General features: G+C 73.6%; 15 protein-coding genes. 8 read left to right on the top strand and 7 right to left on the bottom strand.

Annotated features, from left to right (window positions below; all coding sequences use genetic code 11):
- Position 1: 1 nt before the first annotated feature.
- The 4 genes from ACIHAR_RS04340 to ACIHAR_RS04325 are packed head-to-tail and all read right to left on the bottom strand — an operon-like array spanning position 2 to position 4,135.
- A complete protein-coding gene (locus tag ACIHAR_RS04340) occupies positions 2-970 on the bottom strand; it encodes an arabinan endo-1,5-alpha-L-arabinosidase (protein WP_400016794.1) in 969 nt (322 codons plus the stop codon).
- A 20-nt stretch (positions 971-990) separates the two neighbouring features.
- Positions 991-1,851 (bottom strand): carbohydrate ABC transporter permease, encoded by an 861-nt coding sequence (locus tag ACIHAR_RS04335; protein ID WP_400016792.1) that lies wholly within the window; start codon positions 1,849-1,851, stop codon positions 991-993.
- A complete protein-coding gene (locus tag ACIHAR_RS04330) occupies positions 1,848-2,789 on the bottom strand; it encodes a carbohydrate ABC transporter permease (protein WP_400016789.1) in 942 nt (313 codons plus the stop codon). Before ACIHAR_RS04330 ends, ACIHAR_RS04335 begins: the two co-directional genes overlap by 4 nt.
- On the bottom strand, positions 2,786-4,135 hold the full coding sequence (locus tag ACIHAR_RS04325) for an extracellular solute-binding protein (RefSeq protein ID WP_400016785.1): 1,350 nt from the start codon (positions 4,133-4,135) through the stop codon (positions 2,786-2,788). The genes ACIHAR_RS04330 and ACIHAR_RS04325 overlap by 4 nt, the downstream gene beginning before the upstream one ends.
- A 207-nt stretch (positions 4,136-4,342) precedes the next feature.
- On the opposite strand from ACIHAR_RS04325, the gene ACIHAR_RS04320 reads away from it, so the two are divergent.
- Genes ACIHAR_RS04320 through ACIHAR_RS04310 form a run of 3 tightly spaced genes read left to right on the top strand, consistent with a single transcriptional unit; the run spans position 4,343 to position 7,636 of the window.
- On the top strand, positions 4,343-4,951 hold the full coding sequence (locus ACIHAR_RS04320) for a toxin-antitoxin system, toxin component family protein (RefSeq protein ID WP_365454589.1): 609 nt from the start codon (positions 4,343-4,345) through the stop codon (positions 4,949-4,951).
- Entirely contained in the window at positions 4,948-6,228 is a 1,281-nt protein-coding gene (locus ACIHAR_RS04315) for an MAB_1171c family putative transporter (protein WP_400016783.1), read from the top strand. The genes ACIHAR_RS04320 and ACIHAR_RS04315 overlap by 4 nt, the downstream gene beginning before the upstream one ends.
- Positions 6,182-7,636 carry a pyridine nucleotide-disulfide oxidoreductase gene (locus ACIHAR_RS04310; protein WP_365454583.1) on the top strand — a complete coding sequence of 485 codons (1,455 nt, stop codon included), beginning with the start codon at positions 6,182-6,184 and terminating at the stop codon, positions 7,634-7,636. Before ACIHAR_RS04315 ends, ACIHAR_RS04310 begins: the two co-directional genes overlap by 47 nt.
- 78 nt (positions 7,637-7,714) lie before the next feature.
- Here ACIHAR_RS04310 and ACIHAR_RS04305 read toward each other — a convergent pair whose 3' ends face one another.
- Positions 7,715-8,578, bottom strand: coding sequence for an SMP-30/gluconolactonase/LRE family protein (locus ACIHAR_RS04305; protein WP_400016780.1), 864 nt, complete (start codon positions 8,576-8,578; stop codon positions 7,715-7,717).
- Positions 8,575-9,348 (bottom strand): IclR family transcriptional regulator, encoded by a 774-nt coding sequence (locus ACIHAR_RS04300; RefSeq protein ID WP_365454577.1) that lies wholly within the window; start codon positions 9,346-9,348, stop codon positions 8,575-8,577. Before ACIHAR_RS04300 ends, ACIHAR_RS04305 begins: the two co-directional genes overlap by 4 nt.
- 200 nt (positions 9,349-9,548) lie before the next feature.
- Here ACIHAR_RS04300 and ACIHAR_RS04295 point away from each other — a divergent pair, with 200 nt between their 5' ends.
- The gene (locus ACIHAR_RS04295) at positions 9,549-10,154 is read left to right on the top strand and encodes a hypothetical protein (protein WP_400016776.1); all 606 of its coding nucleotides are present in this window, start codon (positions 9,549-9,551) and stop codon (positions 10,152-10,154) included.
- Between the two features lie 270 nt (positions 10,155-10,424).
- Here ACIHAR_RS04295 and ACIHAR_RS04290 read toward each other — a convergent pair whose 3' ends face one another.
- Positions 10,425-11,294, bottom strand: a complete 870-nt coding sequence (locus tag ACIHAR_RS04290; RefSeq protein ID WP_365454571.1) for a hypothetical protein — start codon at positions 11,292-11,294, stop codon at positions 10,425-10,427.
- Positions 11,295-11,582: 288 nt separating this feature from the next.
- On the opposite strand from ACIHAR_RS04290, the gene ACIHAR_RS04285 reads away from it, so the two are divergent.
- The 4 genes from ACIHAR_RS04285 to ACIHAR_RS04270 all read left to right on the top strand — a co-directional run bounded on the left by ACIHAR_RS04285 (position 11,583) and on the right by ACIHAR_RS04270 (position 16,704).
- Positions 11,583-13,025 (top strand): acyl-CoA synthetase, encoded by a 1,443-nt coding sequence (locus tag ACIHAR_RS04285; RefSeq protein ID WP_400016773.1) that lies wholly within the window; start codon positions 11,583-11,585, stop codon positions 13,023-13,025.
- Positions 13,022-14,356 carry a carboxyl transferase domain-containing protein gene (locus ACIHAR_RS04280; protein WP_400016770.1) on the top strand — a complete coding sequence of 445 codons (1,335 nt, stop codon included), beginning with the start codon at positions 13,022-13,024 and terminating at the stop codon, positions 14,354-14,356. Before ACIHAR_RS04285 ends, ACIHAR_RS04280 begins: the two co-directional genes overlap by 4 nt.
- A gap of 183 nt (positions 14,357-14,539) precedes the next feature.
- On the top strand, positions 14,540-15,001 hold the full coding sequence (locus tag ACIHAR_RS04275) for a CU044_2847 family protein (protein WP_400016768.1): 462 nt from the start codon (positions 14,540-14,542) through the stop codon (positions 14,999-15,001).
- Positions 14,998-16,704, top strand: a complete 1,707-nt coding sequence (locus ACIHAR_RS04270; RefSeq protein WP_400016766.1) for a trypsin-like peptidase domain-containing protein — start codon at positions 14,998-15,000, stop codon at positions 16,702-16,704. Before ACIHAR_RS04275 ends, ACIHAR_RS04270 begins: the two co-directional genes overlap by 4 nt.
- Positions 16,705-16,732: the final 28 nt, after the last annotated feature.

Here is a 16,732-nt window from a genome sequence, read left to right as displayed (position 1 = left end):
GTCAGAGGACGGTCGGCCAGCCGTTCCTTGTCCAGTGCAGGACGTTGAGCCCCAGCTTGGGGGTGCCGTCGTCCTCCGCGTCGTAGTAGTGGTACGCCAGCCGGTCCGTGCCCCGGTCGCGGAAGACGGACGCGCCGCCCGTGCCCACGTACCGGCCGTGGCCCTCCAGCAGGAGGTCGCCGCCGCCCTCCAGGAGGGGCTTGCCCGTGCTGTCGACGTACGGACCGGTCACGGAGGTCGCGCGTCCCACCTTGATCTTGTACGTCGAGTTCACGCCCGCGCAGCAGGCGTCGTAGGAGGCGAACAGGTAGTAGTGGCGGCCGTGCTTGACGATGTACGGGCCCTCCACCGCGTAGGGCGCGTCCGGGCGGGTCGCCAGGTGGTGGACGGGGGCGCCCGCGATCGCCTTGCCGGTCCCCGGGTCCAGTTCGACCATGCGGATGCCCGTCCAGTACGAGCCGAAGGACATCCACAACCTGCCGTCCGCGCGGATGATCGCCGGGTCGATGGCGTTCCAGGAGTCGGTGCGTTCGGAGGTGAAGACCTTGCCGTGGTCGGTCCAGGTGCCCGGCAGGCCGCTCGGGGACGTCGCGACGCCGATCGCGGAGTGGTTGGAGCCCCAGGAGGAGACCGCGTAGTAGAGCCAGTAGCGGCCGGCGCGGTAGGAGACGTCGGGGGCCCAGGGGTCGCCGGTGGCGTTGTACTCGTACCACCAGCTCGGCGGCTCGGCGAAGGCGTTGCCCGCGTCGGTCCAGTGGACGCGGTCCTCGGAGGTGCGGGCGCCGATGACGCCGCCGGTCGAGTAGGCGACGTAGCCGCCCGACCTGAGCCGGACGACGGTCGGGTCGTGGATGATCTGCTGTCCGGTGATCGGCTGCGGGTCGGGGTAAGGGACGTCCGCCGCGGCCGTGGTCGGCAGCAGGGTGAGAAGGGCCGCGGCGACGACCGCCGCGATGCTGAGGCGCTTCACTGCGTAGCTCCTTAGGGGAGTTACTGGCCCGCGAGGCCGGTGTGGGCGACACCCGCCACGATCTGGCGCTGGAAGAAGACGAAGACGACGATCAGCGGCAGGCCGGCCATGAGGCCGCCGGCCATGAGCTGGGCCCACTGGATGCCGTAGGAGTTCATGACGGTCGCGATGCCGTTCGGCATGGTCATCAGGTCGGGGTTGTTGGTCACCATGTACGGCCACAGGAAGTTGTTCCAGGAGGCGATGAAGGTGAAGATGCCGACCGCCGCCAGGGAGGGGCGGGAGAGCGGGAGCACGATGGTGAAGAAGACCCGCCAGCGGCCCGCGCCGTCGATGAAGGCCGCCTCCTCCAGTTCCCGCGGGATGCCCTGGAAGAACTTGTAGAGGATGTAGACCATCGCGGCGGGCGCGCACTGCGGCAGGATCATGCCCCAGTAGGTGTCGACCATCCCCATCTGCTGGACCGTGGTGAACAGGGGGACGCCCAGGACGGCCGGGGAGATCATCAGGCCGGCCATGACGACGCCCAGCAGGACCTTCTTGCCGCGGAACTCGGTGCGGGCGAAGCCGTATCCGGCGAGCGCGCTGACGGTCAGCACGACGGTCGTGACGCAGACCGAGACGACCAGGGAGTTCACGAACCAGTCGGTGATGTTGCCGGTCTCGAAGAGCGCCTTCCAGGCCTGGCCCGTCCACTCCTCCGGCAGCCAGTGCGGGGGCACCTCGACGGCCTCGGTCTCCGACTTCAGCGAGGTGAACAGGGCCCAGGCGAACGGCGCGAGGAAGACGGCGGAGACGAGCGTGCCGACGAGGGTGAGGACGATCTGGCTGGGCGTCCAGGGCTTGCGACGGTTGACGCGTACGTCGGGGGCGGTGGTCATCGGCCGGCCTCCTCACGGTTGCGCAGCAGCCACATCCGTCCCAGGGCGACGGCCGCGATGAGCACGAAGAAGATGACGGAGATCGCGGAGGCGTAGCCCACGCGGTAGCTGGTGAAGCCCTGTTCGAGGGTGTACTGCACGAAGGAGCGGGTCGAGTTCTCCGGTCCGGGGCCGAAGTCCATCATCACGACGGCCTGGTCGAAGAGTTGCAGTGAGGCGAGGATCTGGAGCGCGATGACCAGGCCCGTGATGTTGCGCAGCAGCGGCAGCGTGATGTGGACCATGCGGTGCCAGGCGTTGGCACCGTCGAGCTTGGCGGCCTCGTACAGGTGGCCCGGGATGCCCTGGAGGGCGGCGAGGTAGAGCAGGAAGCTGAAGCCGACGGTCCACCACAGGGTCTCGATGACGATGGCGAGCATCGCGTACGACTTGTCGGTCAGCCAGGGGGTGTCGATGCCGAGGACGTGGTTGACCATGCCCGTGCCGATGTTGAACAGCCACTGCCACAGGTTGGCGGCGACGGTGGAGGGCAGCAGGAACGGGGCGAAGAAGCACAGCCGCCACAGCCACGCGCCGCGCTCGATGTTGTGGGCGAGCATCGCCAGCAGGAAGGCGAGGACGGTGATGCAGGGCACGACCAGGAGCGTGAAGTACGCGCTGTGGCCGAGCGCGTCCCACATGAGCTGGTCCTTCAGCGCCTCGCGGTAGTTGTCGAGGCCGACGAAGCTCGCGCCCTCGCCGGAGATGTTGGCGTCGGTGAAGCTGAGCCAGACGCCGCGCAGCAGCGGCCAGATCACGAAGAGCGCGAACAGCACGAGGAACGGGGCGACGAACCAGCCGCCGTGCTGGAAGACCTGCCTGCGGCGGACGGTGGCGCCGGCGGCGGCGCTCTTCGCGCGCGCCGGCGCGAGGACGGTCGGTGTACTGGCGGTTGTCATACGACCGCACCTCCCTGCGCGGCGGTCCTGCCGTCCATCGGGTTCCTGGCGGCGAGCAGCTTCGTGAGCGAGCCCCGCATCCGGCGGGCGGCCGCTTCGGGCTTGGCGGAGCCCATGGTCGAGGAGACGACGATCGGGCCGACGTCCTGGGCGAGGACGCCGGTGGAACCGGCGAACCACACCTTCGGCTCGGTGGCCTGGTGGTCCATGGCGCTGACGTACTCGTTCTGCGGTGCGAGCTTCCGGTACCCGGGCGTGGACAGGGTCGGTGTGTAGGCGGGGATGTGGCCGCCGCCGGCCCAGGACTGGGCGTTGCGGACGATGTACGCGGCGAGCCGGTGGGCGCCGTCGTCGGCGGCGCCGCCGCGCTCCGCCTGGTGGGGCAGGACGAAGGCGTGCGACTCGGCGTGGGTGGCCCGCTCGCCGAAGACGGGCGGCAGCGGGGTGGCGCCGTAGTCGAGCTTCGCTCCGGAGAAGACCGGCACCGACCAGTTGCCCTCCCAGGTGAAGGGGGAGCCGTTGATGAACTGTTCGCCGGTGGGCGCGCCGGGGATGGTGTACCCGTCGGTGACGTGCTGCCGCAGGAACTCGAGGACCTGGGTGGCCTTGTCGACGTCGAAGGTGACCTCGGTGTCGGACTCGTCGAACCAGGTGCCGCCGAGCTGGGTGTAGAAGGTGACGAAGAACCACCACTGGAAGTTCTGGTCGTTGGTCCACAGGCCGATGGTCTGCAGGCCCTTCCTGGTGACCTTGCGCGTCTCCTTCAGGCAGTCGAACCACTCGGTGGTGGACGTGATGGGGACGAGCCTGCCGTCGTCGCCGAGCAGCCCCGCCTTCCTCAGCACGTCCTTGCGGTAGAAGCAGAGCTGGACGTGGATGTCGAGCGGGAGCGCGTAGAGCTTGCCGTCGATGACGCCGCGCTTCCACAGCTCGGGGTTGAAGTCCGTCTCCCTCACGCCGTACTTGGCGAGCAGTCCGACGTCCCAGGGGTCCAGGAGGCGGCCGGGTGAGAAGCCGGTGACCCGGCCCAGGTGCATGACGCCGAGGTCCGGGGCGCGGTTGCCCGCGGCCGCCATGGCGAGCTTGGTGTAGAAGGGGTTGCCCCACTGGAGGGTGGAGTCCTTCACCGCGATGCCGGGGTTGGCCTCACGGAAGGCGTCCAGCATCGCGATCATGTTGTAGCCGTCGCCTCCGCTGAAGAGGTTCCAGTACCGCACGCGCGTGTCCGCACCGGAGGCGAGTGCGTCGGCCCCGGTTCCGAGCGCCGCGAAGCCGAAGCTCCCGGCGACGGTCAATCCGCCTGCCGCGGCGAGAAGTTGCCTGCGGTTCAGGCCAGGTCGTCCCATACCTTGCCCCTGTCGTTCGACATGCCGAATAACGCTCGTAACTTCGAACGGGACCGTAGGTTCGATGCGGCCGCGCGTCAATGGTTCTGACACGACTTCTGATAGCGCTTTCTACCGGGGCGCCGGTGCACGGCTTCACGTGACGCGGACACTTCCAGCCGCGTAGGCTCGAACAAGCCGTCGCAGGGCGGCGAGAAGGGGGACCGGATGGACATCGCGGGCGGGCGCGGTACGGCGACCCGGGCCCGGATCGCCTCGGCGCTGCGGCGCGCGAGGAGCGGGCCGGTCATGCGCGAGCTGGCCGGCGACCTCTCCGCCGCGTTGCGGGCGCGGCCCCACCGCCCGGCCGGCGTGCGGGAGGTGTCCCGGGCCCTGTGCGAGGAGATGGCCGCGCTGCGCGGCGGGCGGCCCGTCGAACTGCGCTTCGAGCGGTTCCCCGACGAGTTCGACGTGACCGGACTGTGGGTGGAGTTCCAGGACTTCGACCTCGTCATCGTCGAGGAGCGCGCCGAGGACGTCCAGCAACTGGTGATTCTCGGCCACGAGTTGTGGCATCTGCACGCCGGTCACCGCCATCACCACGCGGCCGCCGCGCACGCGCTGGCCGAGCGTTCCGGCTGGCGCGACCTCGCCCTGGCCGTGGCCGCCCGCAACGGCTCCCGGGAGACCGACGAGGCGGCCGCCGACGACTTCGGGCACCTGCTCGCGGCCGCCGTACGGCCGTACGCGGGCGGGCCGCGGGAGGGCGGGCCGGACCCCGCCGACCGGGTCCAGCGGTCGCTGGGCTACCGGGGACGAGGAGGCCGGGCGCGGTGACGCACGCGATCGCCCTCGACCGGTTCTACATCTCCTTCTGGATCCCCACCGCCGTCCTGTGCGCGGCCCTGGCCATCAAGCTGCCGACCATCATCCGGCTGTGGCGGGACCCGCTGCTGCGCGCGGTGGGCGGCCTGCTGCTGCTCGCCTGCGCCGTCTTCGTCTTCGTGGCGCCCTCGACGATCGCCTGGACCAACCGGGTCACCGGGGTGCCCAACATCTCGGCGCCCTGGTGCTACTCGCTGCTCACCGCCTTCGCCGGCTCCTGCCTGCTCCTGATCATCGCCTGGCGCAACGGCCTGTCCGAGCGCTCCCCCGCGACCCGCCGCGCCATGCGCTGGGTGATCGGCGCCTACACCGGTGTGATCGTCGCGCTGTGGATCCTGTTCTTCCTCGCCGACGCGGACGTGGAGCGGCTGCGGGACCTCGACACCTACTACGCCAACACCCCGTTCATGCGCGAGGAGATCCTGCTCTACCTCCTCGCGCACTGCGTGGCCGTGCTCATCACCTCACGGCTCATCTGGAACTGGGTGCGCACCGACGGCCTGGACGCCTGGCTGCGCTCGGGGCTGGCGTGCCTGGGCGTCGGCTACGGTCTGAACCTGGTCTTCGACGCGTTCAAGCTCACCGCCGTCGTCGCCCGCTGGACCGGGCACGACCTGGACTGGTTGAGCACCAACGCGGCACCGCCCGTCGCCTGCCTGTCCGCCATCCTCGTCGCGGCCGGCTTCATCCTGCCGCACGCCGGACAGTTCCTGCACGACCGGTGGCGGGTACGGGCGGCGTACCGCGCGCTGCGGCCGCTGTACGTGCTGATGCGGACCGTGCAGGGCTCCGGCATCCCGTTCGCCGTGCGGGCCACTCCCGAACTGCGGCTGATCCGTCGGGAGACCTACATCCGGGACGTGCTGCTGGCGCTGTCCCGGCACATCGACGAGGACGGCATCCGGCGCGCCCACGCCGCCGCGCTCGACCTCGGCCACCCGCCGGAGCGGGCACGGGCCCTGGCCGCCGCCGTGGGCATCCAGGACGCGGTCGCCCGCAAGAACCGGGCGCCCGACGACGGGAGCACGACACGTCCCGACACCACGGACCTGCTCCAGGAGATCGGGGCCGTCTCCCGGGCCCTTCGCACCCCAGACGACGTGGCTGCCGTCCGCGCCCGCGCAGCCGCCCCGCATGAGCCTGATCCCCAGGCCCCGGCAGCAGAGAGCAGCGTTCCCGCACATGAGACCGAGACCGTCCACCGCCACGTCCATCACCGCCGCGACTGATCACGCGCCCGAGCTTCCCGCCGCCGTCGTCCTCGGTGGCTCGCTCGCCGGTCTCCTCGCCGCCCGCGCCCTGGCGGACGCCACGGGTGGCCGTGTCACCGTCGCGGAACGCGACACGCTGCCCACCGGGCCCGAGCCGCGCCGGGGGCTGCCGCAGGCGCGGCACGTGCACCAGATGTGGTCGGGCGGAGCGCGGGCCCTGGCGGAACTGCTGCCGGGCATCACCGACCGGCTGCGCGAGGCCGGGGTACGCCGGCTGCCGGTCACCACGGACATGGTCGCGCTGTCACCGTACGGCTGGTACCGGCGGTGGGAGGAGTCCCACCACATGCTCCTGGCCGGCCGCGACCTGCTGGACGCGACGATCCGCGCGGCGGTCCTCGCGGACGACCGGATCGAGGTACTGGAGCGGACCGAGGGGGTGGGGCTCGTCGGCACGGGGGATGCGGTGACCGGGGTGCGGATCAGTGGGGTCGGCCGTGCCGACACCGCCGAGCGTGTCCTGCGGACCCGGATCGTCGTCGACGCCACCGGGCGCGGTTCCCGGGCCGTGCGCTGGCTCGGCGAGCTGGGTCTGGGTGAGCCGCGGCGGCGGGAGGTGGACTCCGGGGTCGCGTACGCCAGTCGGCTGTTCCGGGCGCCGGAGGCGGCCCGCGAGGTGTTCCCCGTCGTCAACGTCCAGCCCGACCCACGCACCGGCGAGCCGGGGCGGGGCGGGGTGCTGCTGCCGATCGAGGACGGGCAGTGGCTCGTCACGCTGTTCGGCTCCCGCGGCGGCGAACCGAGCGCCGACCCGGCCGACTTCGTCCGCTACGCCCGAGAGGAGCTGCGCCACCCCGTCATCGCCGACCTCCTGGGACAGGCCGAGCCTCTCGGCGAGGTGGCGTTCACCCGCACGACCGCGAATCGGCGGCTCTACTACGAGCGCATGCCGTCCTGGCCGGAGAACTTCGTCGTGGTCGGCGACGCGCTGTGCGCCCTGAACCCGATCTACGGGCACGGCATGTCGGTCGCGGCCCAGGAGGCACTGGCGCTGCGCGAGGTGGTACGCCGTCACGGGCCGGGCTCGCCGGGCCTGTCCCGGCGGATCCAGAAGGCGCTCGCCCGGCGCGCCTCCGCCGCCTGGGACCTGGCCATCGGCATGGACGTGTTCTACCCCGGCGCCACCGAGCACGGGCCCACCCTCCGGGAGCGCCTGCTCGCGGCGTACGTGGGGCGCCTGCTGTACACCGCGACCGGCAACGGCCGTATCGCCCGCCGGGTGACGGACGTCACGTCCCTGGAGCGGGGCGCTGAGGTACTGGTGACGCCGGGGATGCTGGTGGCGGCGGCGGTGGGGCCCTTGAAGCCGGCGCTCACCGCTCCGCCGCTGACGGCCGAGGAGTTGAAGAGGGTGGGGTTGGGGTAGTTCGTCGGGCCCGGTTCGTGGAGGTTGAGCGCCCACACGCGCAGCCGCATGTCGGTCAGCCCCCTGGGCGGGGTCCGGTCACCCCGCGAACAGGGGTTGCCGCAGCCCCTTCCCCGCCCCCGGCACCACCAGCAGCGACCCCGCGACCGGGTGCGGGGCGTCCAGGCCGATCCGGGCCGTCGTGATGTACAGGTCGGTCAGGTCGCTGCCGCCGAAGGCGCAGGCCGTGACCCTCGGGGTGGGCAGCTCGAGCACGCGGTCCAGGGTGCCGTCGGGGGTGTAGCGGCGTACCGCTCCGCCGTCCCAGAGCGCCACCCACACGCAGCCGTCCGCGTCGACGGTCAGGCCGTCGGGGAAGCCGGCCCCGTCCTCGATCTCGACGAACGGGCGACGGCCGGAGACCCGGCCGTCGGCGTGGTCGAAGACGTCGACGCGGCGGGTCGGGGAGTCCACGTAGTACATCAGGCGGCCGTCCGGGCTCCAGCCCGTGCCGTTGCTCACGGCCACGTCGTCGAGGACCACCTCGACGGAGCCGTCCCCGCCGAGACGGGACAGCGTGCCGCCGCCGGGGGCCTCGTCGTAGCGCATGGTGCCGGCCCAGAGGGAGCCGTCGGGGGCGACGGCGGCGTCGTTGGCGCGGCGGCCGGGGACGGGCTCGTGGTGCAGCCAGCGGAGGCCCTCTCCGTCGCCGTCCAGCAGGGCGACGCCGTCCCGCAGGTTGAGGACCAGGCCGCCGCCCGCGCGGGGCTTGGCTGCGCCGACGTGTTGGTCGGTGACCCGGACCGTGCGCCGGCCGGTGGCGGGGTCGTAGGTGTGCAGGCGGGCGCCCAGGATGTCGAGCCAGAGGAGGCGGCCGGCCGCCGGGTCCCAGGTCGGGCCCTCGCCGAGGGTGGCCTCGGCGCGGACCGCCACCTCGTACCGGCTCGTGCGCGTCGTCGTCACGCCACGCTCCGGTAGCCCAGCAGCTCCGACAGCTCGGCGGCGCCCTTGGCGGCGAGCTGCTCCAGTTCGGCGCGGCGCTCGTCGCTCCAGCGGATCATGGGGACGGAGATGGAGAGGGCCGCCACCACCTGGCCGGTGCGGTCACGGACCGGGGCCGCCACACAGCTGACGTCCGGGTTGGACTCGCGGCTCTCCACCGCGATGCCCCGCTCCCGGATCTCCGCCAGCGCCTCGCGCAGGGCGCCCGGTTCGGTGATGCTGTTCGGGGTCATGCGGACGAGGTCGGCGTCGTCGGGGATGCGGGCGGTGAGCTCGGCCTCGGGGAGGGAGGCGAGCAGCATCTTGCCCACGGAGGTGCAGTGGGCGGGGAGGCGGCGGCCCGCGGCCGAGACCATGCGGACCGCGTGCGTGGAGTCGACCTTGGCGATGTAGATGACGTCCGTACCCTCGAGGATGGCCACGTGGACGGTCTCGTCGCAGGTCTCGGCGACCGTTCGGGCCACCTGCTGTCCCTCGGCGGCCAGGTCGAGGTGTTCGGCGTACCGGCTCCCGAGCTGGTACGGACGTACGCCGAGGCGGTAGCGTCCGGGCTGTCCGGGCACGGGGACGATGTAGGACCGGGCCGCGAGCGTGGTCACCAGCTCGTGCACGGTGGTGCGCGGAAGCTGGAGCTTGCGCACGATGTCGGGGGCGGAGAGCGTGCCGTCCCCGTCGAGGAAGAGCTCGAGAATGTCGAGAGCCCGGGTCACGGCAGGTACGAGTCGTCCCACGACGGCCCCCTCCCTTGGTCGTCTCAGGTGCCCGCGTTCGAGATTTCAACAGGCGATCGGCATGACGAACACAGGCTAGCCATAGTCGGTGACGCCGGGCAATGGTCGTGAATCCCCCGGCTGCCGGCGGGCCCGCGCCTCACCTCCGGTCCGTACCCGCCGGACGGTCGCCGTCCGCGGCCCGGACCCGGTGGGCGACGATGGACCCCATGCCGTCCGAGAAGCGCCCCGTCAGCCCGTTCACGCCCCGCGCGTTCCAGCTGGTGCTGCTGCGCCGCATGGCCGACCACAACCCGGAGCTGGTGGAGGACGCCCGGCGTGAGCTGGGCGCCTCCCTGGCGGACATGCGGGAGGCCAACAAGCGGTGGCAGGCGATGGTCCGCTCCCCGCGCGCCCGCGGGCCCCTCTCCCGCTACCGGTCGGTCCTCGGCGAGCCCGAGTCGAGGACGCCGCGCCGCATCGGCGACCTCGACTGCGAGGCCCTGCTCTGGCCGCTCCCCCTCTGGCCGGGCCTGCGCTTCGAGGTGCTGGTCGCCCCGAACGGCGCCGTCTGGAACGAGTGGCTGGTGCGCGCCCCCGGAGCCGAGCCGCCCGCCCTGCGCACCCTCGACGACCTCACCCCCTGGTCCTGCACGGTCGACGAGGCCGCCCGCGCCTTCGCCCCCGCCCGCCCCCTGGAGGGCTCGGCCCCCACCCGCTGGGGCCTGGCCTTCACGGCACCGGACGGGCAGGGGGTGCGGCGGGAGGTGGTGGCCGAGTTCACCTGGGGGCTGCTGCAGCGGACAGCGGTCGGTGAACGGCGCTGAGTCCCGGGCGCGCACCCGCTCCCGGCCCGCGAGGCGCACCTCGGCCCTGGGGCCTGCCCGGCGAACCGGGTCGCGGGAGAGCGACGGCGGCTTACGAACCCGGGTGAGCGGGGGTCGGCGTCTGCGGCTGCGAGGCGGAGGAGGGCGTCGACGCGATGGGGGCCCCTTCCCGCACTGGCGAAGGCGGGCGCGGGGAGGCCGGCGACCGACGGCGACGACGCGGACGCGTGGCAGCCCCGGCGTCCGCGGCGTGACCCGCCGGACGGGCCCTCAGCGGGCCGCCGCCAGGATCGCCTCCGTCACGCGCGGCACCGAGTCCGGATGCAGCCACAGGAACAGGTTCGGCTCGACCAGTTCCAGCTCCATCAGGCGGGGCTCGCCGTCCTCGCCGTCGACGAGGTCGACTCGGGCGTAGAGCAGGTCGGGCGCGCCCGGAACGGCGGCCAGCGCGCGCTCGGCCACGGCCAGTTCGGCGGCGGTCGGCTGCCACACCTCCAGGTCGGGGTGGGCCACCTTGTCGGCGTCGTAGGGCGTGCCGGGGGCGAGGACGGCGCCCTTGCGGCTGGCGTGCAGCAGACGGCCGGCGAAAAACTGCAGCGCGCGTTCACCGTTGACGTCGATGCCCTTGAGGTACGGCTGGACCATCGCGGTGAAGCCCTCCGCGTGCATGCGCTCCAGGTGGCGCAGGGCGGTGTCGTGGTCGTCGGGCGTGTACCGGGCGGCGAAACGGGCGCCGGCGCCGGAGGTCGGCTTGACGACGTACTCGTGGTCGGAGGGGAGGCCGGCCGGCTCGCCGGGGGCCAGGTACCGGGTGGGGACGGTGGGCACCCCGGTCTCGGCGAGTTCCCCGAGGTACCGCTTGTCGGTGTTCCAGCGCACCACGCCGACCGGGTTGGCGAGCCGGGTCAGCCCCGCGCAGCGTTCCAGCCACGCGGTGAACTCGGCCGCCCGCCAGCTGTAGTCCCAGGTGGAGCGGATGACGGCGAGGTCGTAGGAGGCCCAGTCGGCGTCGGGGTCGTCCCAGTGCACGGCCTCCGCCTGGGCTCCGGCCTCCTCCAGCGCCCGTACGAGAACGGGAAGGTCGCTGTCCTTGCTGGGCTCCGGGCCGGGGTCGTAGGTGGCGAGGGCGATGCGGGGCACGGGGGATGACCTCCTCGGACGGCTGTACGACGTCCGCAGGCTAACCGGGACCACGGCGTCCCCGGCAACGGGTTCGACCACCGCCTTCGGGCAGGCCCCGGCATCGGTGGCGGAACGCGAAGAGGGGGCGAACGCACAGGGACCTGCGAACGTGGTGGAGACGGGCCGGGGCAGGGCAGGATCGGGCCCGTCGTGCGAGTGACGGGGATCAAACTGCGGGGGCGCCGGATGACACCGGCTCCTGGGTAGGAACGATCCCGTCGTCCCCTTCCCGAAGGAGTGCCCCGCGTGTCCTCTCTCTTTCCGGCCCTGGCGGACCACCCGCCCGGTCAGGTCGCCCTGCGGTTCGGTGAGCGTTCCCTGACGTACGCGGAACTCGCCGCCGCTGCGGGGGCCGTGGGCGAGCGGGTGCGGGGGGTGGGCCGCGTCGCCGTGTGGGCGACGCCCGCCCTGGAGACCGCGGTCGCCGTGGTCGGGGTGCTGCTCGCCGGGGGCGCCGCCGTCCCGTTGAACCCCAGGTCCGGGGAGAAGGAGCTGGGGCACATCCTGGGAGACAGTGCGCCGGGGCTGGTGCTCGCGGCGCCGGGGGACGAACTGCCGCCTCCGCTGCTCGGCGTCGAGCGGATCGACGTCGACGTGCGGGCCACGGGGACGGCCGTCGCGGAGGGTGTCGGCGAGGGCGATCCCGCTCTGATCGTGTACACGTCGGGCACCACCGGCCCGCCGAAGGGCGCGGTCATCCCGCGGCGGGCGATCGCGACGACGCTGGACGCGCTGGCCGACGCCTGGCGGTGGACGGGGGACGACGTGCTGGTGCACGGGCTGCCGCTGTTCCATGTGCACGGGCTGGTGCTGGGGATCCTGGGCCCGCTGCGGCGCGGCGGATCCGTGCGGCACCTCGGCCGGTTCGCCCCCGAGGGCGTGGCGCGGGAGCTGAACGCCGGGGCGACGATGTTCTTCGGCGTCCCGACGATGTACCACCGGATCGCCCAGACCCTCCCCGACGACCCGGGACTGGCCGAGGCGCTCGGCCGGGCCCGGCTGCTGGTCTCCGGCTCGGCCGCGCTGCCGGTGCACGACCACGAGCGGATCACGGCCGCGACCGGGCAGCGGGTGATCGAGCGGTACGGCATGACCGAGACGCTCATGAACACCAGCGTGCGGGCGGACGGGGAGCCCAGGGCGGGGACGGTGGGCGTGCCCCTGCCGGGCGTGGAACTGCGGCTGGTGGAGGAGGACGGGACGCCGATCGCCTCCCACGACGGGGAGAGCGTGGGCGAGATCCAGGTGCGCGGGCCGAACCTGTTCACCGAGTACCTCAACCGGCCCGACGCCACCGCGGCCGCCTTCACCGCCGACGGCTGGTTCCGGACCGGGGACATGGCGGTGCGCGAGCCGGACGGTTACGTGCGGATCGTGGGGCGCAAGGCCACCGACCTGATCAAGAGCGGCGGGTACAAGATCGGCGCCGGGGAGATCGAGAACGCGCTGCTGGAGCATCCGGGGGTGCGCGAGGCCGCCGTCACCGGGGAGCCGGACGCGGATCTCGGGGAGCGGATCGTGGCGTGGGTCGTGCCGGTGGATCCCGCATCACCGCCGGGCGCCGGCGAGTTGGCCGACCATGTCGCCCGGCGGCTCGCTCCGCACAAACGGCCCCGGACCGTGCGGTACCTCGACGCGCTGCCCCGCAACGACATGGGGAAGATCATGAAGCGGGCGCTGGCCTCATGAGCGCGCCCGCCCGTCCCGGGGCGCGGGAGGTCGTCGCCCTCGTCTCCGACGCGTTCACCGAACTCCCCCACGAGGACGCGGAGCCGGCGCCCGACGGCCCCCTCGGCTGGCCCGGATACGACGACTCGCGCGCCCGTGCCGCCGAGCGCACCGGCGAGTCGGAGTCCGTCGTCTGCGGCACCGCGAGCGTCGAGGGCACCCGTGCGGTGCTCATCGCGTTCGAGTTCGGGTTCCTGGGCGGCTCGCTGGGCGAACGCACCGGCGACCGCCTGGAGGCCGCGTACGCCTACGCCCGTGAACACCGCCTGCCGGTCGTCCCGTTGGTCGCCACCGGCGGCAGCCGGATGCAGGAGGGCATGCTCGCCCTCACCCAGCTCCAGCGGGTCGCACGGCAGTCCGCGCTCACCCGGGAGGCGGGGCTGCCGCAGATCGCCGTGGTGCGCGACCCGACGACCGGCGGCGGCTGGGCGACCCTGGGCGCGGGCGCCGACGTGGTCCTGGCGCTGCCGGGCGCCCAGGTGGGCTTCGCGGGGTCCCGGGTGCGGCCACCGGACGCCGATCCGGCCGCCTACACCGCGGAGGCGCAGGTCGCGGCGGGGTCGGCGGACGCGGTCGTGGCGCCGGAACGGCTGCGGGAGACGCTGGGGCGGTGGCTGCGGCTGCTGACCGGCCCGTCGGACGAACCGGCCCCGGTGCCGCGGGCGCTGGGGGCGACGGACCCGCCGTCCTCCGGCTGGGACGCCGTCCGGCGCGCCCGCTCGCCCCGTCGCCCGCGCGCCGCACGCTACCTGGACGCCTACTTCAGCCACCGCGTGGCGATAGCCGGCGACCGGTGCGGCGGCACCGATCCGGACGGCATTCTGTGCGGCTTCGGCGAGCACGAGGGCCGCACGGTCGCCTACGCCGCCCAGACCGGAGCGGCGACCCGGCCCGCCGGGTACCGCACCGCCACCCGGCTGATCCGGCTCGCGGAGCGGCTCGGCATCCCGGTGCTCACCCTGGTGGACACCCCGGGCGCGGCCAACGACGCCGAGGCGGAACGGCAGGGAGCGGGCGCGGCGATCGCCGAGTTGTTCGGCGCGCTCGCCACCGCGCGCACGCCGGTCACCACGCTGGTGATCGGCGAGGGCGGTTCCGGCGGCGCGCTGGCGCTGGCCGCGCCCGGGCGCACCTGGGCCACCCCGGACAGCTACTTCTCGGTCATCGCCCCGGAGTCGGCCGCCTCGATCCTCAAACGCCCCCCGGAGGAGGTCGAGGCGACGGCGAACCAACTGCGCATCCGCCCGCAGGACCTGGCGGAACTGGGCGTGATCCGGACGGACGGCCCCTGAGGTGGCCGATTTCCGTCGCCGTCGGCCGCCGGCGGGACCGGGAACAGGACAACCTCGCGTACCGTCCGTAACAATGGCGGTGCCCAGAGCCGCAGTTCGACGTGACGCCGACGGGCTCGACAGCGACGACGGGCACGACAGCCCGGCAGGGTCTGCACGACCGACAGGAACGACGGGGGCGCCGTGGCAGGAGTGGTGGAGTTCAGGACGGACGACGGTGCCGTGGTCGCCGTCGAGGCCGTCGAGGAGCAGCGGCCCGGCTCGCGGCTGGTGGCCCGTGGCGACGGTACGGTGCAGGCGGCCCGCACGTTCGAGGGCGCCCTGGACGGGGTGCGCACGGCCGCGGAGTCCGCGCTGCGGGTCTTCCGGGACGGCACGCTGCGCCCCGACGGCGTGGAGATCGAGTTCGGGGTGAAGCTGGCGGCCGAGACCGGCGCGGTCATCGCCAAGGGCTCGGCGGAGGGGCACCTCGTGGTGAGGCTGACCTGGTCCCCCTCCCCCGCCCCGGCGCGGGACGGCGAGGGGCCCGCGCGGCGGGGGGCCGGGCGGGACGCTCCTGCCGAACCGTCCTCGGCCCCCGCTGAGGCGCCCGCCGGTGCGCCGGAGCCGTCCGCCGCCCGGCCGGGGACCTCCGCCGCCTCATGAAGAGCGCCGAGTGGCATGCCCGGATCGAATGCGCCGGCCAGGTCGTCGGGGCGGGCTTCCTCGTCACCCCCCGCAAGGTCCTGACCTGCGCGCACGTCGTGCACGAAGGCCCGGCGGACGCGCTGACGGTGACCTTCACCGAGCGCCCCGGCTCCGCCCCCGTTCCGGCGCGGATCGTCGCCGACGGGGGCTGGGCCGGCTCCCCCACCGACCTCGGCGACCTCGCCGTACTGGAACTCGCCGACGAGGTCCCGATCGCGCCGGCCGCGCTCGCACCCGTCGACGCGGCCCACGCACCGCACGGCGCACCCCCGCGCAAGCTCGTCGTGTACGGCTTCCCGCTCGGCTTCGACGAGGGCACCCTCGCCGAATGCCGCGTCACCGCACCGCAGTTGATCCGCGGGGAGTGGATCCAGCTGGAGGCCTGGCAGTCCGACGGCCGCTCGCTCGCCCCCGGGTTCAGCGGTGCCGCCGTCACCCTCGTCGACACCGGCGAGGTCGTCGGCATGGTCACGGCCGACGGCGGCGCGGACGGCGTGCGCAACGGGCGGATGATGCCCACCGAGGTCATGGCCCGCTACTGGCCCGGCCTGACGGGCCTCGTCCCCACCTCCGACCACCGCACCGCCGACCGCGCCCGGCTGCGCGACCTGGTCGAGCGGGCCGTGCGCGCCGGTCTGGACTGCGATCCCGTACGGCTCTACCGGGCCGCCGCCGGCCCGTTCGACCCGGAGCCGCCGGAGGAGGGCTTCGACTCGCTGCGCTCGGCCGCCCTGTTCGTGCTGTGCGAGGTCGACGGCGAGGACGCGGCCGGCACCGTCGCCCGCTTCACCGAGCACGTCGAGGCGTTGTTCCGGGCGCCCGTCGACACGTCCGCCGCGCCCCACTGGTCGCCCATCCTCGTCGACCTGCAGCACAGCGGCGCGGGCGACGGCCAGGTCCTCGTCGAGGTGTCCGCGTACAGCGGGGGACGGCGGCACCCGGTCGGCTCCGACACCGTCCCGAAGGCCCGGCTGACCGCGTACGTCCAGGACCGGATCGAGGCCGCGTTCCGTCATCTGACGCCCGGCTCCGACGAGTTGATCGCGTTCGCGCTGCCCCGCGACTGGATCGACCTGCCCGTGGACCGCTGGGCGAGCGCACCCGACGACGACACCCCGCTCGGCTGTGTGTACCCGCTCGTCGTCACCGACCAGGCGCGCCGCAGGGCCGGCGCCCGGCACCAGCTGACCCGCGTGTGGAAGCGGCTCGACTCCCTGCCGGGCGCGCGCGTGCACCGCGTCGAGTGCGGCGGCGCCGAGGAACCCGCCCGGCTGCGGGTGCGGCTGCGCAAGCCCGACGCCTGTCTCGCCGGCTTCGCCACCGCCCCTGCCGCGGCCCGCACCCGCGCCCACTTCGACACCTCGCTCACCGCGCCCGCCCCGGTCGTCGTGTGGTCGCGGGGCGGCTGCGACAGCGGCCCGGAGGAGCCCTGCGCGGGCGGCGACGGGTGCGCGGGCAAGACGTTCCTGGACGAGCTCGACGCGGTCGTGTCCGGCGTACCGCCCGCCGAACTGCCCCGCAGGATCCTGGACCTGCGCGAGGAGGCCGACGCCGAGGACGGCCACTGGGCGCGGGACATCCAGCTGCTGTGGGACGACCCGCGCGTCTTCACCGACCCGCACTGCGGCACCGCCGCGCACGCCCGCTCGCCCGTGGCCTGACCCGACCCCGGCCCGGCTTCGCCCCGCT

This window comes from Streptomyces sp. NPDC052016, from assembly GCF_044548445.1.
Classification (GTDB): Bacteria; Actinomycetota; Actinomycetes; order Streptomycetales; family Streptomycetaceae; genus Streptomyces.
The sequence above is the reverse complement of the archived record's forward strand: the minus strand, read 5'-3'. Positions and strand labels throughout refer to the sequence as shown.